The 25,951-nt window shown below is 48.9% G+C and carries 26 protein-coding genes; 8 read left to right on the forward strand and 18 right to left on the reverse strand.

The window, feature by feature from the left end; translation table 11 throughout:
- The 9 genes from IPH59_02595 to IPH59_02635 all read right to left on the reverse strand — a co-directional run bounded on the left by IPH59_02595 (window position 1) and on the right by IPH59_02635 (window position 7,499).
- Window positions 1–477 carry an NAD(P)H-dependent oxidoreductase subunit E gene (locus tag IPH59_02595; GenBank protein ID MBK7090602.1) on the reverse strand — a complete coding sequence of 159 codons (477 nt, stop codon included), beginning with the start codon at window positions 475–477 and terminating at the stop codon, window positions 1–3.
- On the reverse strand, window positions 474–1,628 hold the full coding sequence (gene nuoD / locus IPH59_02600) for an NADH dehydrogenase (quinone) subunit D (GenBank protein MBK7090603.1): 1,155 nt from the start codon (window positions 1,626–1,628) through the stop codon (window positions 474–476). The genes IPH59_02595 and nuoD overlap by 4 nt, the downstream gene beginning before the upstream one ends.
- 14 nt (window positions 1,629–1,642) lie before the next feature.
- Complete coding sequence (locus tag IPH59_02605) at window positions 1,643–2,143, reverse strand: NADH-quinone oxidoreductase subunit C (protein ID MBK7090604.1); 501 nt, start codon at window positions 2,141–2,143, stop codon at window positions 1,643–1,645.
- A gap of 15 nt (window positions 2,144–2,158) precedes the next feature.
- Window positions 2,159–2,650: an NADH-quinone oxidoreductase subunit B gene (locus IPH59_02610; GenBank protein MBK7090605.1), complete on the reverse strand. Its 492-nt coding sequence runs from the start codon at window positions 2,648–2,650 to the stop codon at window positions 2,159–2,161.
- Window positions 2,641–2,934: an NADH-quinone oxidoreductase subunit A gene (locus IPH59_02615; GenBank protein MBK7090606.1), complete on the reverse strand. Its 294-nt coding sequence runs from the start codon at window positions 2,932–2,934 to the stop codon at window positions 2,641–2,643. The genes IPH59_02610 and IPH59_02615 overlap by 10 nt, the downstream gene beginning before the upstream one ends.
- A gap of 544 nt (window positions 2,935–3,478) precedes the next feature.
- Window positions 3,479–3,895: a methylmalonyl-CoA epimerase gene (gene mce, locus IPH59_02620; protein MBK7090607.1), complete on the reverse strand. Its 417-nt coding sequence runs from the start codon at window positions 3,893–3,895 to the stop codon at window positions 3,479–3,481.
- On the reverse strand, window positions 3,892–5,445 hold the full coding sequence (locus IPH59_02625) for a methylmalonyl-CoA mutase (protein ID MBK7090608.1): 1,554 nt from the start codon (window positions 5,443–5,445) through the stop codon (window positions 3,892–3,894). Before IPH59_02625 ends, mce begins: the two co-directional genes overlap by 4 nt.
- A gap of 27 nt (window positions 5,446–5,472) precedes the next feature.
- A complete protein-coding gene (locus tag IPH59_02630; GenBank protein MBK7090609.1) occupies window positions 5,473–5,979 on the reverse strand; it encodes an acetyl-CoA carboxylase biotin carboxyl carrier protein subunit in 507 nt (168 codons plus the stop codon).
- A gap of 50 nt (window positions 5,980–6,029) precedes the next feature.
- On the reverse strand, window positions 6,030–7,499 hold the full coding sequence (locus IPH59_02635; protein MBK7090610.1) for an acetyl-CoA carboxylase biotin carboxylase subunit: 1,470 nt from the start codon (window positions 7,497–7,499) through the stop codon (window positions 6,030–6,032).
- 96 nt (window positions 7,500–7,595) lie between these two features.
- Here IPH59_02635 and IPH59_02640 point away from each other — a divergent pair, with 96 nt between their 5' ends.
- On the forward strand, window positions 7,596–8,147 hold the full coding sequence (locus IPH59_02640) for a DUF3592 domain-containing protein (GenBank protein MBK7090611.1): 552 nt from the start codon (window positions 7,596–7,598) through the stop codon (window positions 8,145–8,147).
- A 55-nt stretch (window positions 8,148–8,202) separates the two neighbouring features.
- On the opposite strand, the gene IPH59_02645 is transcribed toward IPH59_02640, so the two are convergent.
- The 3 genes from IPH59_02645 to IPH59_02655 all read right to left on the reverse strand — a co-directional run bounded on the left by IPH59_02645 (window position 8,203) and on the right by IPH59_02655 (window position 10,574).
- Window positions 8,203–9,564, reverse strand: a complete 1,362-nt coding sequence (locus IPH59_02645; protein ID MBK7090612.1) for a M48 family metallopeptidase — start codon at window positions 9,562–9,564, stop codon at window positions 8,203–8,205.
- A gap of 67 nt (window positions 9,565–9,631) precedes the next feature.
- The gene (locus IPH59_02650) at window positions 9,632–10,189 is read right to left on the reverse strand and encodes a LemA family protein (GenBank protein ID MBK7090613.1); all 558 of its coding nucleotides are present in this window, start codon (window positions 10,187–10,189) and stop codon (window positions 9,632–9,634) included.
- A 34-nt stretch (window positions 10,190–10,223) separates the two neighbouring features.
- The gene (locus tag IPH59_02655; protein MBK7090614.1) at window positions 10,224–10,574 is read right to left on the reverse strand and encodes a zf-TFIIB domain-containing protein; all 351 of its coding nucleotides are present in this window, start codon (window positions 10,572–10,574) and stop codon (window positions 10,224–10,226) included.
- Between the two features lie 240 nt (window positions 10,575–10,814).
- Here IPH59_02655 and IPH59_02660 point away from each other — a divergent pair, with 240 nt between their 5' ends.
- The 7 genes from IPH59_02660 (at window position 10,815) to IPH59_02690 (ending at window position 18,380) form a co-directional block, all read left to right on the forward strand.
- A complete protein-coding gene (locus IPH59_02660; protein MBK7090615.1) occupies window positions 10,815–12,128 on the forward strand; it encodes a hypothetical protein in 1,314 nt (437 codons plus the stop codon).
- Between the two features lie 14 nt (window positions 12,129–12,142).
- Complete coding sequence (locus tag IPH59_02665) at window positions 12,143–13,000, forward strand: phosphate ABC transporter substrate-binding protein (protein ID MBK7090616.1); 858 nt, start codon at window positions 12,143–12,145, stop codon at window positions 12,998–13,000.
- An 87-nt stretch (window positions 13,001–13,087) separates the two neighbouring features.
- Complete coding sequence (locus tag IPH59_02670; GenBank protein ID MBK7090617.1) at window positions 13,088–13,879, forward strand: hypothetical protein; 792 nt, start codon at window positions 13,088–13,090, stop codon at window positions 13,877–13,879.
- A 99-nt stretch (window positions 13,880–13,978) separates the two neighbouring features.
- A complete protein-coding gene (locus IPH59_02675) occupies window positions 13,979–15,172 on the forward strand; it encodes a hypothetical protein (protein ID MBK7090618.1) in 1,194 nt (397 codons plus the stop codon).
- A gap of 5 nt (window positions 15,173–15,177) precedes the next feature.
- Entirely contained in the window at window positions 15,178–15,645 is a 468-nt protein-coding gene (locus IPH59_02680; GenBank protein MBK7090619.1) for a substrate-binding domain-containing protein, read from the forward strand.
- A gap of 54 nt (window positions 15,646–15,699) precedes the next feature.
- A complete protein-coding gene (locus IPH59_02685; GenBank protein ID MBK7090620.1) occupies window positions 15,700–17,343 on the forward strand; it encodes an MCP four helix bundle domain-containing protein in 1,644 nt (547 codons plus the stop codon).
- Between the two features lie 140 nt (window positions 17,344–17,483).
- On the forward strand, window positions 17,484–18,380 hold the full coding sequence (locus tag IPH59_02690) for an SGNH/GDSL hydrolase family protein (protein ID MBK7090621.1): 897 nt from the start codon (window positions 17,484–17,486) through the stop codon (window positions 18,378–18,380).
- Here IPH59_02690 and asnB read toward each other — a convergent pair.
- The 6 genes from asnB to IPH59_02720 all read right to left on the reverse strand — a co-directional run bounded on the left by asnB (window position 18,370) and on the right by IPH59_02720 (window position 25,906).
- Window positions 18,370–20,382, reverse strand: coding sequence for an asparagine synthase (glutamine-hydrolyzing) (gene asnB, locus IPH59_02695; protein MBK7090622.1), 2,013 nt, complete (start codon window positions 20,380–20,382; stop codon window positions 18,370–18,372). The genes IPH59_02690 and asnB overlap by 11 nt on opposite strands.
- A 40-nt stretch (window positions 20,383–20,422) precedes the next feature.
- Window positions 20,423–21,994, reverse strand: a complete 1,572-nt coding sequence (locus IPH59_02700) for an acyl--CoA ligase (GenBank protein ID MBK7090623.1) — start codon at window positions 21,992–21,994, stop codon at window positions 20,423–20,425.
- Between the two features lie 57 nt (window positions 21,995–22,051).
- The gene (locus IPH59_02705; GenBank protein ID MBK7090624.1) at window positions 22,052–22,315 is read right to left on the reverse strand and encodes an acyl carrier protein; all 264 of its coding nucleotides are present in this window, start codon (window positions 22,313–22,315) and stop codon (window positions 22,052–22,054) included.
- Between the two features lie 62 nt (window positions 22,316–22,377).
- Window positions 22,378–23,352, reverse strand: a complete 975-nt coding sequence (nadE, locus tag IPH59_02710; GenBank protein ID MBK7090625.1) for an NAD(+) synthase — start codon at window positions 23,350–23,352, stop codon at window positions 22,378–22,380.
- Between the two features lie 130 nt (window positions 23,353–23,482).
- Window positions 23,483–25,000 (reverse strand): hypothetical protein, encoded by a 1,518-nt coding sequence (locus IPH59_02715; GenBank protein MBK7090626.1) that lies wholly within the window; start codon window positions 24,998–25,000, stop codon window positions 23,483–23,485.
- A 258-nt stretch (window positions 25,001–25,258) separates the two neighbouring features.
- Window positions 25,259–25,906, reverse strand: coding sequence for a PEP-CTERM sorting domain-containing protein (locus tag IPH59_02720; protein ID MBK7090627.1), 648 nt, complete (start codon window positions 25,904–25,906; stop codon window positions 25,259–25,261).
- Window positions 25,907–25,951 lie beyond the last annotated feature (45 nt).

Genomic DNA, 25,951 nt, shown 5'->3' on the forward strand with positions numbered 1-25,951 from the left:
TTACTTTGCCGCCCGCCATTCGTCAATCAACTGATCGATCTTGGCTTGAGTCAGGTTTTCGTAGTACTTGTCATTGACCTGCATCATCGGTGCCGTGCAACAGCTGCCGAGACATTCGACTTCGACTACAGTGAAGAGATTGTCCTTCGTTGTCTCTCCGAGCTTGATTCCGAATTTCTCCAGGAGATACTGAGTCAAGTGGTGCGAGCCCATAAGTGCGCACGAGATATTGCGGCAGACTTGAATGTAGTACTTGCCGCGCTTTTGCTTCGGAAACATTGTATAGAACGAAGCGGCTTCGGCGACCTCGATAAACTTGACGCCGAGGACTTGAGCGATCTCTTCATACATCGGGTCATCGAGATACCCTTGCTCTTCATAGGCATAGTGAAGCGCAGGCAGAATTGCCGATTTTACTTTCGGATATTTCTTTGAGTATTCAGCGATTTTCGATTTTGTATCATTAGACAAAATCATCTGTCCACCTCACCAAGCACGATATCAATAGAACCAATACAAGCGATAACGTCAGCAAGCAAACCGCCAACAACCAACTTGGGCAACGCCGCAATGTTTACAAAACTCGGAGGACGTACGCGCATTCTGTATGGTTTCGGGCTTCCGTCGGAAACGAAGTAGAATCCGAGTTCACCTTTAGGAGACTCTATGGTTTGATACACTTCCCCTACCGGCGGGCTAAAGCCTTCGGTGATTAACTTAAAGTGGTAGATCAACGCTTCCATCGAATAGAGTGTCTCTTCCTTTGTTGGAAGGACAATTCCGGGAGCACGAGCACGGAACCGACCTTGCGGAATTCCGTCGATTGCTTGTTGGATTATGCGCAAGCTTTGGCGCATCTCTTCCATACGGACCTCATAGCGTCCGAAGCAATCGCAGCGGTTCGAGGTTGGGACATCAAAATCAAACTTCTCATAACCCGAGTACGGACGTGCTTTGCGCAAATCATAGTTGACGCCGGAAGCACGCAGTAATGGCCCGGTTACTCCAGCATCGATTGCGTCTTCGGCAGTGAGTTTGCCAACGCCGATAGTTCGGTTGCGCCAGATTCGGTTGTTGGTTAGGATGTTTTCGTACTCCTGCAAGCGAACTGTGATGTTCTTAAGAAGAGTCCGTACCAATTGGTCAAAGTTCTCGGGTAGATCCTCTGCCAGACCGCCGATACGGAAGTAAGTCGACATCATTCTTTGGCCGGAGACCGCTTCATAGATGCTCAAGACATCTTCGCGTTCACGGAAGGCATAGAGCACCATACTAAGGGCGCCGATATCAAGGGCGTGCGTTCCGAGCCAGACAAGGTGCGAGTTGATGCGTGTGACTTCAGCAAGGAGTACTCTCACCCACTGCGCTTTTTCGGGAATTTCAACACCGAGGAATTTCTCAACACCGAGGCAATAGCCGAGATTGTTCGACATTGGCGCGAGATAATCCATACGGTCAGTCATAGGCAGAGCTTTGTAATAGAGCTTTGCTTCGGCGGTTTTCTCAATGCCTGTATGAAGGTAACCGACCTCAGGCTGGCAGCGGATAACTGTCTCGCCGTCAATCTCGAGAATTACGCGCAGAACTCCATGGGTTGCTGGATGCTGCGGTCCCATGTTGATGGTCATCGTCTTCGTTTGCACTACTTGATGACCTCCGGCGGTTCATCCTTATTAAAGGTAAACTGCGGCATTTCATATGTAAGCGGATAGTCTTTACGTAGCGGGTGACCCTCAAATTCGTCCCACATAAGAATTCTGCGCATGTCCGGGTGTTCCGAGAAGCTCACTCCAAACATGTCAAACACTTCGCGCTCCAGCCAATTGGCAGTTTTCCAATCGCTGCACATTGTCGGGACGGGCTCATCTTCACCCACACGGACTTTGATGCGCACATAATCACGCAGATCGAATGAGTAGAGATGATATACGATCTCAAAGCGCTTGGCCCTATCGAGCCAATCTGTAGCCGTTATGTCAGATAGGTGCCGATATTTGAGGCCAGGCTCGTCGCGGAGGAATCGGACGACATCATGCAAGTCGGACTTGTCGACAACGAAACTGAGTTCATCGAATTGCGTCGATGCCTCGATAATTTTGCCGCCAAACTTAGCGCTGACTTTTTCTTTGGTATTGATATCCATCAAATGTCAATTCGACTATGCGGTCTTTCTTGAGTCTTCCTTCAACTTCGACTGCTTTACTAACTCGTGCAACTTCACGATACCATCTATCAATTGCTCTGGGCGAGGCGGACAACCGGGAACATAAATATCTACCGGAATAATCTTATCAACACCCTGCAAGATTGCATAGTTGTTAAACACGCCGCCGCACGACGCACATGCACCCATTGAAATAACCCACTTCGGATTCGGCATCTGTTCATACAGACGCTTCACCACCGGAGCCATTTTGTTTGACACTCTACCGGCGACGATCATCAAATCTGCTTGCCTTGGTGAGGCGCGCATAACTTCCATTCCAAAGCGCGACAAATCGTATTTGGGACTCACTGTTGAGATCATTTCGATAGCGCAACAGGCCAAACCAAATCCAAAAGGCCACATTGATTTTGTGCGACCCCAATTTATTATCTTCTCAGCAGTCGTGAGGATGATCCCGTCAGGAATTTTTTCTTCTAATCCCACTTGAGTGCTCCTTTCTTCACGATGTATACGTAGCCCACAAGCAGAATCAGGATGAAAACGCCCATCTCTACAAATCCGAACATGCCGAGCTGTTTGTAGTTCACTGCCCAGGGGAAAAGGAACACTGTTTCGAGATCAAAGATTATAAAAAGGATCGCCACCATGTAGAACTTAACGGGAAAACGTTGGCGGCTATCGGTTTCGGGCTCGATGCCGCATTCGTACGCTTGTTCTTTAACGCGGCTGTACGTCTTCTTACCAAAGAGAGACGAACCAAAGAACATAGCGAGTCCGATGCAAACAGCGATGAATATTTGGATCGCTAGTGGAAAATATACTTCAAAATTACTCAACAATACCTCTCCAAATGTCCGGCAAAGGTAGAGAGATTTTTCACAAAGTCAAGAATTTTTATCGCCTTCATGGAATCTTGTAACCAATTACTAACTAACACGTTACGAATAAAGATTCTTGACAACACTGTCGATTAACATTTTGTTGATTGTCACATCACAAGATTAAACGGGAGGAATCCATGGAAGAGCATTTCGGTTCGATTGATATGTTATTGTCCTTCGGGATTGGAGGACTTTGCGGGTACGCGCTGACAAAGATATTCAGATTGCGCGCCACAGCGACTTCACTTTTCGTATTGACGTTACTCGCAATTTGTTCAACGTGGCTCGGTAAGGATTGCCGTATTTTGAGTATTACAGGGGTTGTGACAATCGCGTGTAATCTGTTCTTGCAGGCAGCATTCTTTGCGGCTGCACTTGTCTTGGCATTGCGGCTAGCTAAGAGCTCGCACGCACCGGCCCAGAACCAACATTAAGATTGATTGTGAGATTCGAGCTCTTCGAGCTCAATCAGGACGCCGTTAGTTGATTGTGGGTGGACGAAAGCCACCCGATGCCCTTCCGCTCCAATTCGAGGGGTCTCATCGATTAGCCGAATTCCCTTTTCTTTGTATGCCGCCAGTTCGACTTCAATGTTTTCTACTCCAAGGCAAATATGGTGGATTCCCTCGCCCCGATTCTTGAGAAACTTGGCGACTCCAACATTCCCTTCCGTCGGCTGAACCAGCTCGATCTTGGTTTCACCGGTTTCGACGAAGCAGACTTTCACCTTTTGATCGGGAACTTCGATGACTTCCGAAATTGCGGCTTTACTGACCAGTCCGAAAAGCGAGCGCGATTGCTCGATGTCCTTAACGGCTATTGCGATGTGGTTAATTCGATGCGTCATATTACGATGCTCTCCCGGTACTCGCCCCAGACGCCACGCAGAACATCAGAGATCTCACCGACACTTGAGTAAGATTCCACACAATCTAATATAATCGGGATCAGATTTTCATCTGTGCCTGCTGCGGACTTCAGCCGCGCGAGGTGTCTTGTCACTGCTGCATTGTCGCGCTCAGCCCGAATTCGCTTGAGGCGAGTTACCTGCTCATCCCGAGATTGCTCACTTACCTTTTGCAACGACGGAGTTGAAGCTGTCTCTGATTTGAACTGGTTGACTCCAACGATGATTCGTTCCTTTGACTCAACCTGCAACTGGAATTCATATGCCGACTTTTGAATTTCGGATTGGAAGAACCCATCTTCAATCGCCCGCATCGAACCGCCAATAGTGTCGATCTTGGAAAGGTATTTATTCACTTCAGCTTCGATACTATCAGTTAGCGACTCAACATAATAGCTCCCCGCCAACGGATCGACGGTGTCGTTCATTCCCGTTTCGTAGCCGAGAACTTGCTGAATGCGAAGCGCCAACTGCGCGGAAGATGCTGTTGGCAAGGCGAGCGCCTCGTCGTGAGCATTAGTATGAAGAGATTGAGTACCTCCGAGTACGGCGGCCAATGCCTCCAATGTGGTTCTCACTGTATTGACTTCCGGTTGTTGTGCAGTAAGCGACACCCCCGCCGTCTGTGTATGAAAGCGAAGCATCATCGACTTAGGATCACGAGCGCCAAATCGGCCCTTCATTATAGTCGCCCAAATGCGGCGCCCGGCGCGGAACTTAGCGACTTCTTCCAGCAAGTTCTGTTGAGCGCAGAAAAAGAACGACAACTGCGGCGCAAAGTCATCGACTTTCAGGCCAGCGTTAAGTGCGTGAGTAACATACTCGATACCGTTTGCTATGGTGAAGGCGATTTCCTGCACGGCGGTTGCGCCTGCTTCTCGGATGTGATACCCCGAAATTGAAATGGTATTATATCGAGGTAGACTTGATTTGGCATACGCAAAAATATCAGTAATGAGTCGCATCGAGGGCTTGGGCGGATAAATGTAAGTTCCTCGTGCAATAAACTCCTTGAGTATGTCGTTCTGGACGGTGCCGGTTATCTTGTCAGCGGTAACATTCTGTTTCCGTGCTACGGCGATATACATGCAAAGCAATATTGCCGCAGTGGCGTTTATGGTCATCGATGTCGAGACTTTGTCAAGTGGAATACCTTCGAAGAGTGTCTCAAAATCCGCGAGTGTGTCAATCGCAACTCCGGTCTTGCCAACTTCACCAGCTGCCATTGGATCGTCAGAGTCATAGCCGATTTGAGTCGGCAGGTCGAATGCAACCGATAGTCCGGTTTGGCCTTGCGACAACAAATATCGATAGCGTTCGTTGGATTCCCTTGCAGTTGCATAACCCGCGTACTGCCTCATTGTCCAGAGTCGGTCGGTGTACATGGCGGGGTAGATGCCGCGAGTAAATGGGAACTCACCCGGATTCCCAAGTTTGGTTTCGTAATTGAAACTTGCCAAGTCTGCTTGATTGTGAGTTTTCTTTTTCATTCGCTAAACGCTATCAATGATCGGCGGTTAACCTTCGAAAGAGACAAGCACTGCTCCTTTGTCAATCGGCTTGCCGACAACGGCATGGACTTCCCGAATGACACCGTCAGTCGGAGACTTCAACTCATTTTCCATCTTCATCGCTTCAACGACGAGCAATGGTTCACCCTTCTTGACTTTGTCACCAGCCGATTTAAGAATCCGCATTACTAAGCCAGGCATCGGTGCATATAGCTCTTTTCTTCCTGTTTCCAGCTTGATTCCGGCCGCCTTACGAATCGCGACGAGACGTTGGTCTTCTACCGTGCAATCGAATTCGCGTCCGTGCAAGAAGACCGCGACACCATCGTCACTCTTGAAAACTTCGGTGTCGTAAGATTTCGCGTCAAGCAGCATCAAGAATTGGTGGTTGTTTGCCCCGCTTTCGATGCTGGTAGCGAGTGACTTTCCATCAACTGCAACCGACAACTCATCACCGGCATCTTGGATATCCACTTCGAATTCTTTTGCGTCGATTGTTACTACATACTTCACTGATTGCCCCCTAAGCCCTTTCGGAGATTTTCGACTCGAGATGCTGTCTGTTATCTTGAGCTTGCAGTCGCGCACGGTGCCGCCGTCCGGACCCGCTGTGATTCGCGGTAATAGTGAAGCGCGGCCGCAACGGCAGCGGCGCGGGACAGTTCTTCATCAGGCTCAGCATTTGAGATTCCGTTTGGAAAGTTATCATTGATGAATGCGGTGGAAAGGTCGCCATCGACAAATGCCCGCATCGCCATGATCGTTTCGTGAAATCCCAAATTGGTTACAACACCGGCAATGCGATATTCAGCCAGTGCCTGGCGCATGCGCTTGATTGCCTCGGTCCGATCTGACCCGTAAGTAATCAGCTTTGCTATCAGCGAATCGTAGTATGGTGTTACTTCTGAACCGTCCCGAATACCTGAATCCACGCGAACACCGGGTCCCGATGGTTGACGATAGCTAACAATCTTGCCGGTGCTCGGGATGAACCCGTTGACGGCATCTTCTGCGCAAATGCGACACTCGATCGAGTGCCCCGACATAGAAACATCGCTTTGCTTGATTGAGAGTTCTTCGCCAGCGGCGATCTTGATTTGTTCGTCGACGAGGTCGATTCCAAACACCAGCTCGGTCACCGGATGTTCGACTTGAAGCCGGGTATTGACTTCGAGGAAGTAGAAGTTCTTATCTTTGTCGACGAGAAACTCGACTGTGCCAATGTTTGAGTAGTTGGCTGCTTTGACAGCCTTCAAAGCAGTTTCACCCATCCGAGCGCGCAGTTCAGGATCAACAAATGATGATGGTGCTTCTTCAATAAGCTTCTGATGACGGCGCTGGATCGAACATTCCCTCTCACCGAGATAGATTGCATTGCCATACGAATCGCAAACAACTTGAATCTCGATATGGCGGGGGCGGATGATGCATTTTTCGATAAACACACGGTCATCGCCGAATGCCGATCGTGCTTCGTTTCCGGCTGCTATCAGCGCTTTCTCAAGATCATCAGGGGCATTCACTATACGCATCCCTTTGCCGCCGCCACCGGCTACGGCTTTGACAAGCACCGGATAACCACAACGGTCCGCCAATTTGTTGGCGAGTGACAGTTTGGATGCATTGACCGGGCCGCCGGGAACGGTCGGTACACCGTTCTGTTCAGCAAGTTTGCGGGCTTCGAGTTTGTCGCCGAGTATTCGAATTGATTCGTAGTTCGGTCCGATAAAGGTCAGCCCGCTGTCTTGGACAAGTTTGGCGAACTGCCAGTTCTCTGCCAGGAATCCGTAACCTGGGTGGATTGCTTCAGCTCCCGACTTCTTTGCAACTTCAATCAATTTCTCCATTACAAGATAACTTTGCGAGGCCGGAGAGGGACCAATGTTGTAGGCTTCGTCTGCGAAGCGAACATGGAGGGCGCCACAATCAGCATCCGAAAAAACAGCAACCGTTTTGATGTCCAATAGACGGCAGGCTCTTAGTATCCGAATGGCGATTTCGCCGCGATTTGCGATCAGTATCTTCTTAAACATTCTGCATTCTTCTCGTGCGCATAATACAGAATTGACCTAAAATGTCAATTAATTAGGCTACTATGACTGTGGCATGAGTCGTATAGGAATTGAACTATGACGCTGTACTATTCCTTCATCGTAATCTTGATTGTAGCTATGCTCTTGCGAGTAGTCTTCTCTATTGTGCGAAAGAACACTTTGCGCAAGAGATTGGTCGTTTTGCTCTTTGCGCTCTTCGCTTGCAGCACAACAATAGGATACTTCTCGGCCGCGCACTTAAGCCAACTTCGGGCAATGCGCGATTGGCCAACGGTGACTGGAACAGTTATAGAGTCTCGCATTGTTGGTGAGAAGGCGATTGTCCCCTATGTCGTCTATTCCTATGATCTGAATTCGAATCCACATCTTGGGACCAGTGACTTGGGAACTCCGGCATTTGGCAACAAGTCGAAACGACTCAACGAGGCAGAAACCTTGATCGCAGATTATCCGGTTGGAACGCGTGTTGACGTGCACTACGATCCGGTCGATCCGCGAAACTCTTACATTGTTTCAGCAGTGCCGTGGAATGCTTATGCCCAAGCGGGCATTTGGCTGTTTCTGAGTTTTGGTTCTGCGGTGGTTCTGATGTTTTTTGGTTTCAAGTCAAAGCAGGCTGTCAGGTGATTCGAGTGACGGTCCCGCAGTTTGAACAATTGACCCTGTCAGCGGTAAAGGCTGGCTAAAGTTGTATTGTACGACCACAAGCACACTTGAATGACTCCCAGCTTTGGGATTGCCGCTTGTAAGTCGACTCGGACTTGATTTCCTCCTCAACTCCCTTCGCACCGATCCCCTCCAAGACTGCGACGCTTGCTGCAAGTTCTGCTACTGGAATCTTGTTGAGCTGATTACAGCGCGGGCAAGTTACGGAGTCTTTTCCGAAATCCGGCGGTATCTTAATCTTCAGTCCACATGTGCAAGTGAGGAATGCAAAACCATTTACTGCTCGTATCAAGTCATTGATGCCGCGCTTCGGTGACGATGTGACTGTTCCAGTAACAACCTCGGGGCTCGCGGAACGGGCGGTTGGAACGTCCTTTTCCTCAAGCGCCGACTTTGGTAAGACCTGCTCTCGGGTACTCTTGATTTTGGAATAGGCTTGCTGATAATTCAGGTACCCTACGCCGCCGGCGATCGAACGGAGAATCGCGATCCGTTCTGTAATTGGCGGATGTGTGCTTGTCAAATTGGACATTCTCGCACCAGCCGCCTTGATCGGATTCGCGATGAAGAGTGGTGCGATAGCTTTGTTCATCCGAGGCATATCGTCAGTCGAAGCTGAGATCTTCTCAAGAGCGGAGGCCAATCCTTCGGGATAACGCGTCAAGCGCACAGCGGTGGCATCTGCAAGATACTCACGGCGACGCGAAACGGCGAAGTACAAGAGCTGTGCCATTATCGGCGCAAGAATTGCAAAGACCAACGCGACTACCAGCAACACGGCAGCCCCTTGACCGCCGTTTTTTGAACGACTTGAACCCAATCGTCTTGAACCACCAAAACGCATCCCGCGCAGAAACATGTCAGACAGAATCACGATAGTGCCTAGCATGACTCCGGCGAACGTGATGAAGAGAATGTCGCGATTGAGGATATGGCCAGTTTCGTGAGCGACAACTCCCTGCAACTCGTCACGGTTCATTTTTTCGAGCAATCCGGTCGTTACAGCTATGGAAGCATTCTCAGCCTTGCGGCCGGTAGCAAACGCGTTGGGGGCGGATGTCTCAATGATGTAGACTTTGGGAACTCTGGGCAGGCTGCCGGCGATTTTCATTTCTTCGATGACATTGTAGAGCTGTGGATGGACTTCGCGGGTGACCTCTTTAGCTCCGGCCATATTGAGCATGATTGAATCGCCGCTGAAGTAGCTGATCATTGACATGACACCCCAGACGACAATCGCCAGCACTAGGCCAAACAACCCACCGTCAGGCGGTGCAAAAGCAGCACCGATTAGATAGCCAAGCAAAAGCAGAATCGCGCCCATCATGACGAAGAGCACAATTGACCGTCGCTTGTTTTGTTGAATCAGCTCCCACATGGCGTCTGAATCATCTTATACCGGAGAACTCAGCGAGTATGATCGCAAAAAAGCTCCCATTCGGTACTTACGAAAAGTCGACCTTTGGCGCCTGCCGCTCTGATTCGTTTTCAATCTCAAAGAACTCGCTCGCTTGAAAATTGAACATGCCTGCGACGATATTGGAGGGAAACATCTGAATCTTATTGTTATAGAGCATGACTTGGTCGTTGTACGCCTGACGACTGAACGCGATCTTATTCTCTGTTGAGGTCAGCTCCTCTTGTAATGCGAGGAAATTCTGATTCGCTTTGAGGTCAGGATAGTTCTCCACGACGAGCATGAATTTGCTGATTGCGCCGCTAAGCGCACTTTCAGCTTTTGCTTTTTCACCGACGGTATCAGCTCCCATTGCGCGACTGCGTGCGTTGGTGATGTTTTCCAGCGTCTCGCGCTCGTGTTTGACGTATCCTTTTGCAGTCTCAACGAGGTTGGGAATCAAATCGTGGCGGCGCTTGAGTTGAACATCGATTTGCGACCACGCATTTTTGACGGCATTTCGCAAGCCAACAAGACCGTTATACAGCCCGATCAACCAAGCCGCAACTACGACAATCAGAATTAGCAGTACCAGAAAAACTATCACTTAGTCCGTCCTTTCAGTTTTAGACCAATCTTGGTCAAAACTCTTTTGTGAAGATAGCACGCATTTGGTCCAAGACCGTCGACCTTAGGGGCTCCTGCAGAGATTCCGCTATCGTCGACAGTTCGCCGCGATCGAACCAAATACCATGTTCAGTAGTGCATACGTCGATTTCCGTGGCCCTTGGACTTCGGGTGGCATAGGCACTCATTTTCTTGTTGCAGACTGGGCACTTTCGCTTGGAAACACTGACATCGCCTGAGTCAGCGACTACTCTTATTGGTACGTCTTGCCCGAGAATCATCTCCAATTCACCAGAATCGAGCCAGATTCCGCCGCAGTCAAGGCAAGTATCGACCTCAAAATCGGCGAATTCGAGAGCGACCATTGGTTCGCCACAGTCTAGACACTTCATACGAGATGTAATATACGTTAGTTTTTGAGGTTAGATACGAGTTTGTTTTCCCGGCTATCTACCGAATTCAGACCAGTCCAGTAGGCCTTCCTAACACAAATTTAACGTTGAACACACTATCGCTAAACTCGCATCTAATATTCATTGGCGCGAAGGCGTAGTATGAAACATCTAAACAAACATTCACACAGTAGAAGGAGCAGTATGCTGCGAATGGCATTTCCGCTAATTGCCGCATTTATTGTGGTATTTAGCCAGGTCTCGTGGGGAGACACCGTCGAAGATAGTCTTCGTGCCGCACAAGCCGAGATGAAAGATCAAGTCGATGGAATCAATGAAAACATGGCAATCATGTCGACAGAAATAGCACTTTTGAAACGACTCAAGGTGAGCGGTTATCTGCAGGCTCGCTACGAGTACAATGACACCTCCAAGTCCGGAGTTGCCGGAGGATACGACGCGACAAAGAACCTGAACGCGAACAACTATTACATTCGTCGCGGTCGCATCAAGTTCACTTTCGAACCAAACGTATCAAGCAAGTATGTAATCTACTTTGATGCCTCAAAAAATACGATCTCGATGAAAGAAGCGTATCTTGAGCTTAACAAGACACATCGGGAACATAATTTCAAACTTACAGCCGGACAGTTTAACTACCCATTTGGGTACGAAATCGAATACTCATCGTCAAAGCGCGATTTTCCAGAACGCTCGCTGGCAGAGAATCGGCTGTTTCGTGGGGAACGTGATCGCGGAATCAACTTGACCTGGACTGCGCCACGCATCATCAGTGCGAACCTCGGATTCGTGCAAGGATACGGAATCGAAAACAGCACGTTCACCTGGTTTGACCCAACAAAGCAAAAGGACTTCATCGGACGAGTGAAAACTTCGTTTGGAATGATTGACGCCGGTATCTCCGGATATTGGGGCGAAACCTATACTCCGGGAAGCGCTCCGGTAGCGGCAGTCCCAGGCTCGTCGAAGTGGTTTGACTCGAACGGCAATGGTGCAATTGATGCGGGTGAGGTTACGACCACTCCCCCAGTGGCAGCGAAAGCGGCAGGACTTGCGGTCAACACCGACAAAATTCGTTACGGAATCGATGCTCAAGCGTACTTCGACATCCTTGCAATCGGAGGTACTGCCTTGCGCGGCGAGTTCTTCTACGGCGAAGACTATCAGCGTACTGCTGTCGATATGATCGGCACCAGCAAAGGTTGGTATCTGTGGTTGTCGCAGAGTCTTGGAACGAATTTCGGGGCAGCGTTGCGCTACGACTTCTTCGACCCAAACATCCACAACGACTACACTGAAGCCGATCCGGCAAAACGCGCCGTCCTGATTAACGATGCGACAGGTACGACGTCTCTTGCCTTCCATTATTTTTGGGACGCTAACGTGCGGATAACTGCTGCGTACGACATTTTCAAGACACTTGAAGATGGTTCGATGTTTTCCAAGTATGAAGGCGATCTGGACGACAATCGCTTCACACTGCAATTCCAATTCGCAATCGATTAATAAAGGAGATTTCGATGATTAGAGTTAATACTAAGCTCCCTATGCTCTTCCTTGCATTCGTTGTCTGCGGTTTCGGTCTCGTTTCTTCCGCGAGCAGACTTACCGCAGCAGAGCGAGTCACAGTGAAGGGTTCCGACACCATGGTCTTGCTTGGCCAGCGTTGGGCTGAATCATATATGGCAAAGAATCCTGAAGCAGTGATTCAAGTTACCGGTGGAGGCTCTGGTGTAGGTATAGCTGCATTGATTAACGGCACTACCGATATTTGCCAAGCTTCCCGTCCGATAAAGCCCAAAGAAACTCAGAGTCTCAAAGCCCGATTCAATGCGACCGGAGTTGAGATTCCCGTTGCACGCGATGGACTGACCGTCTACTTCAACGAAGCCAATCAAGTTTCCGAACTCACTATGCAGCAGCTTGCAGGGATCTACTCCGGCGAGATTTTGAACTGGAAAGAAGTGGGCGGTGACGATGCCAAGATTATCGTCTATGGTCGCGAGAACAGCTCCGGAACATACGTCTACTTCAAGGACGTCGTTCTCAAAGGCGAGGACTTTGCTGCACAAGTGCAAACACTACCGGGTACTGCCGCAATTGTAAACGCCATCGCTAAAGACAAAAATGGCATTGGCTACGGCGGCGCAGCCTATGCTAAAGGCGTGAAATTCTGCAAAATGAAAGCAGATGCTCAAGCGGAAGCGTTTGCTCCGGACCTCGAACATGTCAAGTCAGGTGTCTATCCCCTTTCTCGCTACCTCTTCTGGTATGTTCGAACCAAACCAAGCGGCGAGATTAAGAAGTTCCTCGACTTTGTCCTATCTGATGATGGTCAGAAAGTTGTTACCGAAGTGGGATACTTCCCGGTTAAATAGCACCGATTTCTGCAATGCAGGAGCAGAGAGGGCTGCTCCTGCATTTTTCTTTGGTCCAAACCGATTTTGCTCAACTATAATAGTTTGATGAAATCACTTAGGAACATTGCAGAGGGACTCAAGCTCGCCATTTTAGCGGCACTTGGAGTTCTGCAAATATCATGTTCAGATGATGCTTGTACTCTCAACTGCAATGGCGATCTGAGGTATCCCCTACAAATCGGTTACTCGTGGCAATACAGTGGCGAAGAACGAATCATCAATTTCCGACCTGATAATGATTCCATCACAGAAGTACCACTGGACACAGTCCGTCGGTGGGATTTGACGCTCAGCATAAGCAGTTCAGATACTCTCGACGACGGCACAATAGTGTATATAATACACGAGGTTCAGAGCGAAGGCGACTCGCTTATAGCGGAAAGTTATCAGTACTATGGAAACAAGGCTGATGGGCTTTATCATTACACTGATCTCTCAATTGGCTCTCCCCTTTTGTTCTTCAAGACCGTCGCAGACGCGAATACCGAAGCACCAAACGTCGACTTCGCGCGCAAGAGCCTCGAGTATCCCCTTCGTGAGGGACTACAGTGGGAATACACGAATGGATTTGGCTATGGCTCGGCCGGTGCGATTTACAAGCGGGTTCTGGGAATTGGTGAGCAATCAGTCCCGGCGGGAACATTTGAGTGTTATGCAATTGCGTGGTTTTGGGAGAATCTCCCCAATACCGAACATACTGAGTATATTTCTGACGACGGTCTTGTTCGCACTGTGACCAAAGCCACGAATGTTGAATACACGACGTACGAGTATTTCGATGGAATCGGCTTGGTGGATATTGTTACGGAGATTCGATTGACCCGAAGTCCCTTCTGATCCGGCGGGTGATTTCACGATAGAAATTTGTGGTCTTCTCTCAATAAAATGGAGTTGCCAAATTCGACAAAATTTTGTAACCTGTTCCCGATGAAGAGAATGTGCCAGTTTTGTTCAAGTAGCCTTCGTTCGTTTCGGCTAAATCGCATCGCTTTTGTCTTCTTCGTTGTTGTGGGGTCATCGTCTGCAGTTTTTGCGCAGTTTAGCGAATTTCCGCTCAAGATGTTTGGCTATTTCCAAACAAACTACACGCAGTACAATCAGCGCGAAGAAGAATATGATGATGCAAAGAGTTTCTCGATGCAGCAGCTCAATTTGTTTCTGCAAAAGGACCTTGATCGCAATCTGACCACATTCGTCAATTTCGAATTCTTGAACAGCTACTCGTCAGGCCATCAATGGGGTTCATTTAGCATTGAAGAAGCGTGGATTCGTTATCATAGGTGTGCCGGATTCAATCTAAGAGTCGGGTTGCAAACGCCGACGTTTAACTATCTCAATGAGATCAAGAATCGCACGCCGCTGATGCCGTATGTAATCAGACCGTTGGTTTACGAATCTTCGTTTAATGAGATACTGCGACTTGAGGAGTACCTTCCCGCGCGCGCCTACATTCAAATGTTCGGCTATATACCAAAAGGCGCAGCCAAACTTGATTATGCAGTTTATGTTGGAAACAGTCCTAATGTCAATTCGGACCCCGAGCACGGCCAGACCGGTGTCGATACGACAGATACTTTTCTAGTTGGCGGTAGACTTGGTCTGCGCGTGAAAGAGTTCAACATGGGATTTTCGGCATCTTATGACAAGTATGACTTTCCCCAGCGCATAGTCAGTCTTCTTGATGAAAAGGACATTGTGACCCGACTGCCGCGAATTCGCATCGGTGGAGATTTCCGTTACACATTCAGCCGATTCGGAGTCGAAAGCGAGTTCATTCGGGTCAACTATGAGGACGACTTAGGCGGTTTTGATGTTGATCTTCGATTCTACTACGCGACGCTTTTCTGCGACGTAACAGATCAGATTCGTGTGTACGGCAGCTACTGGCTCGCAAAGGAACGTCAATTCTTGAAAGCTGAAATGAAAGGTCTCTTTGGCAATGTAGATACGGTCACTGTAGATCTTGACTATAGGCTTGAAGCGCCGACTTTCGGCGCAGCATACACAATGACGGATAAGATCGTAATCAAAGTCCAGGTCGCTCCCGTAACGCAGGAGTTCAAGTGGGAAGGCTCTAATCAGAGGCACCGCTTCCACTATTTCGCGGCAGCTCTTTCGGTGTTCCTATAGGATAGATGATGAAGTTCAGGTTTACTCTCATAGTTGTAATGATAGCCGTCTGGTTCGCCATTGAAGTATCAACTGCTGACGTGTTCGCCTCGGACACAGTTGCAGTGATCGCTCATCTATCGGTTCCCGAACAGGAACTGAATAAGACAAGGTTACTCGACATCTACACTGGAGATGTCAAGAACTGGAGCGATGGTAAGCCAGTCGTCGTAATCGATCTCAAACCCGCAGGTGATGTCAAGGAGACGTTTTACAAGTACCTTGGCAAGAGCCCCTCGCGAATGAAGTCTGTCTGGATGAAGCGAATGTTGTCCGGCGAGGGTGATCCCCCAGTTGCCGTTGAATCAGAGAATGAGATGATCAAAAGGGTAGCTGCCACTCCGGGCGCAATCGGATTTGTTTCCCGTGATGCGGTCAATGATACCGTCAAGACGCTTGCTATTATTGAAGATAAGAGCAACGACAAGAAGTAAAAGTCATCATCAGAAGCAGTTTTCCTTAATCCCAGGACGGGATGTTTTCGAGAAATGAGACTCAAGGACCTGAGAATCGGCGTCAAACAGACGATCGGTTTTGTCTGCATCCTGTTTCTAATGGCTGGTGCGAATTTCTCCTCATTTTATCAGCTCTTCAATCTCAAGCAATCGATCGATGACGTTACTAAGAGCTGGCTTCCTCGCGCAATTACGATTTCCGAGATAAATATCAACACAACCGACCTTCGCCAAAGCCAGCTACAGCTAATCTTTGCAGACAGCGAGATTGAACGAGAGGCGCAGGCCGATCGGATCGTGGAGTTGATCGACAGCATCAGCGCCAACCTCGATGAATACGAACAACTGCGGGAACACGCGTTGACGCAGGGCTTGTATTCGGAAGAGGAGCGAGGGCTCTATGAATCGTTTGATTTGAAGTGGGACAAGTATCAGGAATTGAGTTTAACTTTCTTTGGATACACCCGCGAAGATCGCATCATCGAAGCGGTGAACTTATTGAACGGTGAAGCACGACTGCTTTTTGATGACTTCCGACATGACCTGCAAGAACTTGTCCGGGTCAATGCTACCGATTCTCAGCGAGCAGCAGTTCGCGCAGAAGAAGCATTTCGAACTGCCCGTCGCGTAGCACAGAACATTTTCGTGCTGTCCCTCATTGTCTCTGCGCTCGCTGTCTTTGTAACCATTCGATTGATTACGATACCAGTGAAGCAACTTTCGAATGCGGTTGGCAAAGTCGCACAAGGTGATCTGTCGGTCCAACTGGAGCACCGGTCGGAAGATGAACTTGGTAAGCTTACCTCTTCCTTTAATCGGATGACTACTGCTCTTAAGGAAGCGCGCTCCAAGACAGATGAGCAGGAGATGACGCTGCGCAGACAAAACAACGAACTGCAAGAGACGCTTGCCCAACTCCAGGAAGCGCAGCAGCAGTTGATTATGAAAGAAAAGATGGCCTCTCTGGGAAATCTGGTGGCAGGTGTCGCCCACGAAATCAACAATCCGATTGGTGCAGTTAATTCTTCAGCTGACAATGCTCGACGAGCAGTGTTGAGGCTACGAGAACTCATTGCTGCAAACGACGAGCTTCAAAGGGTTGCCGGCGAAGCTGACGTTGAGCGGATGCTAAAAGTCCTCGACGAAAACACAATGATTACGGCAACAGCAAGTAAGCGGATCGCACACATTGTTAAGAGCTTGAAGTCCTTTGCCCGACTTGACGAAGCTGATTTTCAGCGTGCAAGCTTAGAGGAAGGACTCGAAACCACATTGACACTTGTCCAGCACGAATTCAAGAATAGGATCGAGGTGGTTCGCGAGTACTCACACGTCCCTCCGATACTGTGTTTCCCGAATGAGCTAAACCAAGTATTCATGAATCTTCTGGTGAACTCGTCTCAGGCTATTCCGGATAAAGGCCAAGTTGTTGTAAAGACTTCTCACGACAATCGATGGGCGTATGTCAGTATTGCGGATACCGGCACCGGAATTGCGCCCGCAAGCTTATCGCGAATCTTTGATCCGGGCTTTACCACGAAGGGTGTCGGAGTCGGTACCGGACTCGGTCTGTCGATTTCCTATAACATTGTCAAAAAGCACGATGGCGAAATTCTGGTAAGTAGCACTGTCGGCAAGGGCACAGAGTTTACAATCAAACTTCCCTTCCGCACCTGAGTTCATTATCCAAGAGTCGGATTGTCGTCGCTTGACAGCGAATGAAATTTATGGTTGTATCACCCTGGTCCAATCGTATAATGTTCGTGTTTTGACGAATCTGATTAGAATTTATGATTTCGACAATTGGGAGTTGAGAAGTGAATAAGCTGCTAATCGTTGTCTTGGTAGTGTCGATTATTGGTAACGTCATTGGGCTGTTCTTTGCCTATAAGTACCGCAAGCTCGGTTATCAGGTGTCCGGCCTTCGCGATGCGGTTGTTGGCGCCGGTCGTGTTGTCGACGATCTGACTGATAGGGTTGAAAGTGGTTATAGCAAGCGAATGCTGTTTCTGCATCACTCTGTAGGACAAGGAATGCTTGACCAGGGCGGCTTGCGCGATAGTCTCTTGAATATGGGGATATTCGTAAAGGGAGCCACCTACGGTGACGAAATTGGCCAGCAGACTGACATCTGCGATTGGAACGCCAAGTTCACAACCGATATCAAGAAATTATTCGATTTCAAGAACCATCCAAATCGTTACTACAAAGATGGTCGGACAAATGACATCATCATGTTTAAATCGTGTTTCCCTTGCAGCTACATTGAGTCCGAAGGGACTGCACCCGGAAGCGCGACTAGTCGCGAGCACACGACCCAAAACTACAAAGCAGCCTTCGCCGAGCTGTCAAGGGAGGTCAGGAAGTATCCTGAGAAACTCTTCATCTATGTCACCTATCCTCCACTAACGCGTTCGCAGACCTATCCAGAGGGCGCACGCAGGGGTCGCGAGTTTAATGCTTGGCTATTGAATGAGTTCTTGCCGCAGTATCAAAAAGAGACGGGTCTACAAAACTTCGCAATCTTCGATTTGTTTGACGTACTTGCCGATAAAGAAAATGTCCTACGTGCAGAATTTTGTCCGCCCGATGTCAATGATTCACATCCGAATGAAAAGGCGTATAAGATTGCTGCTGTTCGCTTCTTGGAGTTCTTCAAGCCATTGTGGAACAAGTGGCAAGCTGGTGTAGAGACGGCGAAAGCTAGTTCTTAGCTTTCAAATGGTCTGACTGAGCTGAGCTATAATCGCGCCAGACGCGGAAGTTCGACACCGTTTTGATAGTTCTTGCATCGAAGTTCTCAATGAATTGGTCAACCAGTAGTTGGGTGGAGAGAATTCCGACGAAGGCCATATTATCTTTAAAGGACATCTGCACTTGAGATTGCTTCAGACATTTCTCGTATAGTTTACCAGCCATGACTGGATTGAAAACGCCCGCACGCTTAATGCGGTCTGGCGAGAGCAATTGACGGACGTATTCCGGCGATTGCTTTTGCGTAAAGCAATTCGAATCCGGCGCCATATAGGGCTGCTTGGGACGCTTCAATATTGCTTCTGGCAAGGCTCCGCGCATTGCACGCTTCAGCACCCACTTCTCTTTCAATCCGAATAATTTGTGCTGCGGCGGAATTTTGGCAGCGAATTCAATCACCCGATGGTCAAGAAACGGATAGCGGCCCTCGACAGCATTGGCGGCGGCCATTCTATCGCCCTGTGATGAAAGCAGATATCCCGAAAGCAAGGACTTTGCTTCCACGAACTGCGCTTGCGACAGATGATGCCAACCTGCGAAGCCTGCTGGCAGTGTATGCGCGAAGGCGTTCAACGACTCTTCCGATCTTGAACTGCTCTTCGTCTCAAGAGCATAGAAGTCTTTCACGCGCGACGATGTCTTGATTCGGAGCATGTGTGAATAGTAATAACGATCTGTATCGGTGAGCCCTTCACGATAGAATTCCTGCAAGAATAGGTCAGACTTAACGTCGCTGAGCGGTAGAGTCGGGTAGAGCCGCTTCAAAAGTAGTGCTCTAAATCGGGAGTCGGGATTGCGTGCCCAGAAGCGTCTAATCTTGGATTCTTTGAAAATATCATAGCCTGCAAACATTTCGTCTGAACCTTCGCCAGTAAGCACGACCTTGAAGCCCGTATCGTTTACCAGCTTTGAGAGCAAGTACATTGGCGCCGGAGCTGTACGGAGAATTGGCCTCTCCGTATGCCAGATGATTTCAGGGAAGCAGTTTGCAATATCAGAGTAGTTGCATTGAACCGAGTGATGGTGAGTGCCAAGCTGATCAGCCATTTGCTTTTGATAGTTGGATTCGTCGAACGCACTGTCACCAAAGGCGATTGAGAAAGACTCCAGGCGATTTGATGTGAATGAGCGTACTAACGCCGCGATGGCGGAAGAATCGAGCCCTCCGGAAAGATAGGCACCGACTGGAACATCTGCGCGGAGTCTCAGCCGTATTGAATCGACCAGCAATGCGTGAAGTTCTTCAGCCCAAGAATCCACACTACGCGATGAATCATAAGCATCGGGGTATTGCATTGACCAAAAGCGAGCCGTGTTAATCTTGCCGGCATCGATTTCGAGGAATGAGCCCGACTCCAATTCCTGTACGTTTGAAAACACCGTTCTCGGCGGAGCACAGGTCCACCATGTGAAGACTTGGTCCAACCCGGAAGCATCTAATCTACGCTCGATAGTTGGATCAGCGAATAGCGCTTTGATCTCGGAAGCGAAATAGAATCTGCCATTATGAACAGTATAAAACAATGGGCGTTTGCCCATGCGGTCGCGCGCGCTGAAAAGAGATTGCTTCTTTGAGTCATAGATTGCAAATGAGAATTGCCCGTTGAATCGCTCTAGGCAGTCTCTTCCCCACTGCTCATAGGCATGGACAATAACTTCGGTATCTGAGTTGGTCCGAAACTTGTGCCCAAACGACTCGAGGATGGGTCGCAATTCAATGTAATTGTATATCTCGCCATTGAAGGCAATCCAAACGGTCTCATCTTCGTTACATAGGGGTTGTTGACCAGTAGAGAGATCAATGATCGAAAGTCGAGCGTGTCCGAGGACACACTTGTCGTCCAGAAAGGCGCCGAACTCATCAGGTCCGCGGTGCCTGATCAGCGAGATCATTCTGGTAACAAGGTCACGATCTGGAGGGCGCGAGTCCTCGAGTTGGAAGTATCCGGCAATTCCACACATTTAGTCGATCGTCCTCAATTTCCATGCTGATTGCACGTTCTTAAGCCGTTTGCTTCTTGAGCAACTGACGATTTATCTTGCCCGATTGATATTTCGGCAAGTTTTCAACAACTTCGAACACCTTTGGCACCTTGTAGTCGGAAAGCAGTTTTTGACAGTGTCTTTGCAGCTCGCGGTCGACTAACTGTAGTCCGGGCTTAAGTACAATAAAGGCTTTGATAGCTTCTCCAAGCAGTGGATCTGGAATTCCGATAACGCAGACTTCCAGAACCTTTTCGTGGGCAACAAGTGCTTCTTCCACTTCTTTGACGCTGACTCGATTTCCACCAGCCTTGATAATCTCTTTCTTTCGACCGACAATGAAGATAAAACTTTCATCGTCTTTGTATCCAAGATCGCCTGTGAACAACTGCCCTTCACGCAGTACCTCTGCTTGTTCTTCCGGCTGACGCCAATATCCCATCATCACGTTATCGCCTGAAACCACCAATTCGCCCGTAGTGCCTGCCGGTACTTCAACCTGTTCATCATTGACTATCGTTACGGTCACGCCTTGCAATGGAATGCCGATTGAGCCGAGTTTTTCAGAGAGCCTTGCCGGAGGAAGATAAGTCACGCGCGGAGCTGCTTCAGTTTGACCGTACATGATGTAAATCTCTTTGTCGGGAAACGCGTCGGCGAGGGCACGAGTTACATCTGGAGCCATTGCTCCACCTGCCTGCGTGAAGTATCGCAGATTTGGGAGTTTCCTTGATGTCAAGGTTGACTTGCCCAGAAGTATCATGAAATTCGACGGCACTCCCGAAAGTCCGGTGCAACGTTGTTCTTCCAAAGTATTCAGGACTGTCTCGGGATACAGAAAACGATTGTCAATCACAAGGCACGCCCCGACTGCGATATTGGTCAGGAGTAGTGAGTTACCATAAATGTAGTAAAATGGCAGTATCACCAAAGTACGGTCGTCTTCTGTCAACTTCAGATAGTCTATGGTCGCATTCGTGTTGCTGCAGAGGTTTAAGTGAGAAAGCATCACGCCTTTGGGTTTGCCGGTGCTTCCGGAAGTATAAAAAACCGCCGCCAATTCGTGGATCTTGCCGTCTCTCTCCAACTCAATGACATCTCTATTGTCATCTGTGTTTTGCGAGGAGTCTGGCAAGCTAGTGTTCATAGCCATGGCTTCGCCAAAGATCAGTTTCTGCGTAGCGTCCGTACCGATTGGCAGCTCAGCGTCGCAGAAAAAGTATTCGACTTTGCAGCCAGCATCGAAGACCGCTTTTAGTTGTCGGCGATAGCGCGACTGCGCGACCAAAACTCTGACGTCGCAGTTTTCCAGAATATACGCAATCGTCTCCCCGTTGGCAGACGTGTCAAGCGGCACCAATACAAATCCTGCCTCAAGTACGCCGAAGTATGCTACAACATAGTCGATGCTGTTTTCCATCAGGAGCGCTATTCGCGATCCTCTTCTTATCGGAAGGCGACGAAGCTGTGTGGCAAATGCCGAAACGGCTTCACCAAGCTGGCGGTAGTTGATGGTGCGATCTTGTTCAACAACGGCGGGGCGGTCCTGAAAAGACAGCGTGCTTTGGCGCAGAAGTTGTTCGAGTCTCATGAAGTCATTGGCCTCGCAAAGTTAGACTCTTGTCAGACAGGCGTCGGCCACGGGAGATCAACTACCCGATTTTGTCTTGATGAAACCGATGAGGTTTTCGACGCTGTCCAAATTGGTCGGGAGCATTTCGCTGTCGGCGACCGTGATGCTGTATTGCTGCTCGAGAAATGCGGTGAGTTCGAGAATACCCATTGAATCGATGATTCCGCGACGCATGAACGAATCTGAGTCCGTAAACTTCACACTTTCGTCGCCGAGCAGATATGAATCGACAATGAACTTTCTTATTTCGCTGCGAACCTTTTCGGTATTGAATTCCATACTAATCCTTGCTAAGCAATGTTTTGCGTCTATCCAAAACGCGAGTCCAATTGAATTACTAGTTACACGCTCGGGTTGACTTCGAGCGGGTGCATACGCAATGGCTCCGTTGCCCTGATTTTGCGAGCAATGTGCGCATAGCCATGCTCAACCTCTTGAACAGATAACCCAAGTACTTCTGCCGCCTCGGCCGCCGGTACGTTCGTTTCCATGGCGTGCCAGAGCATATCCATGCGATAGAAATCGAGCCCAAAGAAAAACTCTTCCTGGGTCGAACCCGCGCTATACGTATCGGTCGTTGGAATGCGGCTAATGATGTCCTTCGGAACGCCAAGGTACTCAGCCAATTGATACACTTGAATCTTGAAAAGGTGCGCAATCGGCTTGAAGTCTGCGCCGCCATCACCATACTTCACGAAGAACCCTTGCATGTGCTCATCTTTGTTTCCGGTGCCAGCAACCGCCCAGTTGCGTCTTTCGGCATGATAGTAAAGTGTCGTCATGCGAAGGCGCTGTTTCAAATTGGAAGCGGCGACGACCTGCGCATAGACACCAGGAGTCATGCGCTTGGTCTGCGGTTCTCCACCCGGCTTCTGGATCATCAGGTGGAAGAAGTTAAATGTGTCTTTCGTGAGGATATTCTCGGGAATCGTGATCTTGCACTTGTACGACTTGTCGTATTCAGGAAACAACTGTTTAATCGCTTCGTCGCGCTTCTCATAGCACCCGAGACCTGCGAGACCACCAGTGATGTCCTCTTTAATGGCCTCAAATCCAAATTGCGCTGCCAATTCGCGTGCCAGTTTTTCGCTTTCGCCGGAAGACTCCTGTTCAGGCATCATTATGCCAAGTACGCGTTCGGGTCCAAGCGCACGGGCGCATAACGCCGAAACGACTGTTGAGTCAATGCCACCCGAGATGCCTACGACTGCACCGCTTTTCTTCAAGTCATCACGAATCTGACGGCGAATCGCCTCACACAATTGATCCGTAACTTTCGCGGCATCCATCTTGAGTATGTCTTTATGGAACTTCAAATCTTATCCTTTGCAAAAGCTTTACAGTCTCGTTTACAATGTTTCCTAAAATAGTATCGGTCAGCAATTGTCGCAACTGCAACTTGAATTGAATGAAACGGACACCAATCCAATCCACATTTTCGTTCTGTTAACGACCCGAAGAAACCTTAAGTTTCTCCAGACCATCAATCCGCGGCATTGTCCCAATGACCGGGAATCCCAGAGCGCTTTCGGCGTCTTCAATCTTCTTGATCGAGTTGTCAAAAAACTCAGCCACAATTATTGCACCGGCACCAAGGCTAATTCCAACCATCAATCCCAAGAGCACGATCATTCGCTTGTTCGGCCAAATCGGCGATAACGGTAAGCGAGCTGGCTCGACGACGCGAAACTTGGATTCCATCAGGAGGGCCTGCGAGATCTGTGTCCCTTCTTGAGACAGTTTGAATTGATCGCGAAGAGTCCGCGATGCGTCGATTTCGCGATTCAGTTGTTCAATTCTGGCACGGTAGCCCGGCATCAAACTGCCGCGTCTTTCAAGATCCGCGAGTGCGAGCTTCAGATTGTTGCTGTATGAATAGAGTGTCTCGAGTCTCAAGCGCAGCCCAAAAAGCGTGATCAGGTCGTTCTTAGTCGTTTCCGGTTCTTGACCGAACTTACTTCTGACAACTTGTGCGACTTCTTCATCGACATCGCTGGCCATGCCATAGAGCCGGACCTTAAAACTCACAACCGTCGGTGCGCTCCAGCTATTCTTTCGCAGCAGCTCCGGCATCGTAGTGAGAAGCTTTGTAATCTCGGCCTTCTTTTCGGTCAAATTCGAACTCTCTTCAAATACCGGTAACCCACCAGATATGCTCGATAAACGCATTTGCGAGTCGCGAACCTGTTTCTCTTTCTCAGCGATCTCAAGCCCGATCGCCTGAACTTCCATGTTGATCTGTTGGCGATTTGTGGGTGCCGCGACGACGTCATCAAGTTGCACTCGCAGCAATTCGGTTTCAAGTCCAGTGCGTTCAGTAATCTTGTCCTGCATGTCCTTTTCGTAAGTCTGCAGTTGATCTGATGAGAAATCAGATGACGCTGAAATTGTGCGCGACTCTTGTTTGGTCTTTTCCTGAATGAAAATATCGCCGAGGTTTTGGACGATCAGTTTTGCTTGTTCGGCACTTGACGATTGTGAAAGTATCTTAACTTGATTCGTGCCGGCAAACTCAACCCTGATTCGATTGCGCAGACTCTCGAGTAGCATGTCAAACTTCAAATCATCGACTGTAACGTTAGGTTGGTTAACTTGCAGCTTTCGGGCAGCCAGATCAATTGCAGGATCCTTGTCGAGTCCGATATTCTGCACCAATTGAGCAATGTAGGGCGCAGAAACGATTTCATTTTGAAGGCTCTGCAGCTCACTTGCACGGGTTTCGGGATTTGCGCCCATTCCACTTGCACCGCCCCCGATTAATCGCTGGAGATCTTGCGAAAGTCTGACTGGCTTTTCCATGAAGATTGTCACTGAGGCTTCGTAAATCGGGCTTAGGTAGAAGGTGCTTGCAGCAGTTATCGCCGTGACCAAGACGATGGGTATGACCAAAAGCCACTTTCGCTTCCAAGCGATCGAAAGAATATCGCGAACGTAGAACGTCTTGCTTTGCTTGGAATTATCCAATCTCAATTCCTCCCCGCCAAACCTGAACCAGAGTATTGTCGCGAGCAACGGATGGCAGACTCCGTGTCTCGAATTTCTTAATCTTTATACGCAGGGACAATATCCGCATCTCGATTATTAAATCAACCACAACTTACAAAAGCCATCACACCTAATTGTATCGGCAAGATGGATTTAGACAAAAGCTGCAGGGGACAATTTATTTCCGGGAGGCATAGCTTTACTGAGGAAATGCGGCACACTCTCGAATGGTTGATACTATCGACGACGGCGAAGTGCCGAGCTGAGCCCTATCATGCCGACTCCCAGGAGAATCAGCGAAGCAGGTTCAGGGACTTCAGCCGAGCCAGCACCATTTCCTTCTTCGTAGTCAAACATGAGAATTGCGCGATCAATCCGGAGACTTCGCTCACCGGCGTATATCGAAACATCAAGTGAACCGTCCGACCACATTGCGGGATCATCAAGGGAGCTTAAATCGTAAACTGTGTTGCCAATGAAGGTATTGTTAAGAGGATCCCAGTTCCAAGTTCCTTCGATGTTCACGAGGTTGTTACGACCGTCAATCCAAGCGCCGTCAATGAATAGCTTTGCAGAAGTAACGCTTGATCCCGGGGCCGAGAGGTTAGGCAACAAGTGGCTCCAATGCATGCTGGACTCAAGGCTTGAGGCAGTTCCAATCCAAGCTCCGCCAAACGCTCCATCGGGTCCGGCGCCTTCATAAAAGTCGATATAAGAGGCATAGTCGTAGTTTTGCCCATCGCCACTCCAACCATTGAGAATTCCACTATCAAATGTCCAATCAAAGAAGATGCTTTGGGACGAACTAAACGAAAACGCACTCGCAGTGAGGCAGAATAGAATTGCGAGTGTCAGAACGAACAGCTTAAGTATTGAATTAAGCATAACTTCTCCTTGGGACGAATACGAAATATCGACAGCAGGAGTATA

It is taken from the genome of bacterium, from assembly GCA_016708315.1.
Classification (GTDB): domain Bacteria; phylum Zixibacteria; class MSB-5A5; order CAIYYT01; family CAIYYT01; genus JADJGC01.

What these genes read in the sequence shown, in the direction of transcription:
- IPH59_02595 (MBK7090602.1), bottom strand. Translation starts at nt 477, where the DNA reads ATGATTTTGTCTAATGATACAAAATCGAAAATCGCTGAATACTCAAAG.
- nuoD (MBK7090603.1), bottom strand. Translation starts at nt 1,628, where the DNA reads ATGACCATCAACATGGGACCGCAGCATCCAGCAACCCATGGAGTTCTG.
- IPH59_02605 (MBK7090604.1), bottom strand. Translation starts at nt 2,143, where the DNA reads ATGGATATCAATACCAAAGAAAAAGTCAGCGCTAAGTTTGGCGGCAAA.
- IPH59_02615 (MBK7090606.1), bottom strand. Translation starts at nt 2,934, where the DNA reads ATGTTCTTTGGTTCGTCTCTCTTTGGTAAGAAGACGTACAGCCGCGTT.
- mce (MBK7090607.1), bottom strand. Translation starts at nt 3,895, where the DNA reads ATGACGCATCGAATTAACCACATCGCAATAGCCGTTAAGGACATCGAG.
- IPH59_02625 (MBK7090608.1), bottom strand. Translation starts at nt 5,445, where the DNA reads ATGAAAAAGAAAACTCACAATCAAGCAGACTTGGCAAGTTTCAATTAC.
- IPH59_02635 (MBK7090610.1), bottom strand. Translation starts at nt 7,499, where the DNA reads ATGTTTAAGAAGATACTGATCGCAAATCGCGGCGAAATCGCCATTCGG.
- IPH59_02640 (MBK7090611.1), top strand. Translation starts at nt 7,596, where the DNA reads ATGACGCTGTACTATTCCTTCATCGTAATCTTGATTGTAGCTATGCTC.
- IPH59_02645 (MBK7090612.1), bottom strand. Translation starts at nt 9,564, where the DNA reads ATGTGGGAGCTGATTCAACAAAACAAGCGACGGTCAATTGTGCTCTTC.
- IPH59_02655 (MBK7090614.1), bottom strand. Translation starts at nt 10,574, where the DNA reads ATGGTCGCTCTCGAATTCGCCGATTTTGAGGTCGATACTTGCCTTGAC.
- IPH59_02660 (MBK7090615.1), top strand. Translation starts at nt 10,815, where the DNA reads ATGGCATTTCCGCTAATTGCCGCATTTATTGTGGTATTTAGCCAGGTC.
- IPH59_02665 (MBK7090616.1), top strand. Translation starts at nt 12,143, where the DNA reads ATGATTAGAGTTAATACTAAGCTCCCTATGCTCTTCCTTGCATTCGTT.
- IPH59_02670 (MBK7090617.1), top strand. Translation starts at nt 13,088, where the DNA reads ATGAAATCACTTAGGAACATTGCAGAGGGACTCAAGCTCGCCATTTTA.
- IPH59_02675 (MBK7090618.1), top strand. Translation starts at nt 13,979, where the DNA reads ATGTGCCAGTTTTGTTCAAGTAGCCTTCGTTCGTTTCGGCTAAATCGC.
- IPH59_02680 (MBK7090619.1), top strand. Translation starts at nt 15,178, where the DNA reads ATGATGAAGTTCAGGTTTACTCTCATAGTTGTAATGATAGCCGTCTGG.
- IPH59_02685 (MBK7090620.1), top strand. Translation starts at nt 15,700, where the DNA reads ATGAGACTCAAGGACCTGAGAATCGGCGTCAAACAGACGATCGGTTTT.
- asnB (MBK7090622.1), bottom strand. Translation starts at nt 20,382, where the DNA reads ATGTGTGGAATTGCCGGATACTTCCAACTCGAGGACTCGCGCCCTCCA.
- IPH59_02700 (MBK7090623.1), bottom strand. Translation starts at nt 21,994, where the DNA reads ATGAGACTCGAACAACTTCTGCGCCAAAGCACGCTGTCTTTTCAGGAC.
- IPH59_02705 (MBK7090624.1), bottom strand. Translation starts at nt 22,315, where the DNA reads ATGGAATTCAATACCGAAAAGGTTCGCAGCGAAATAAGAAAGTTCATT.
- IPH59_02720 (MBK7090627.1), bottom strand. Translation starts at nt 25,906, where the DNA reads ATGCTTAATTCAATACTTAAGCTGTTCGTTCTGACACTCGCAATTCTA.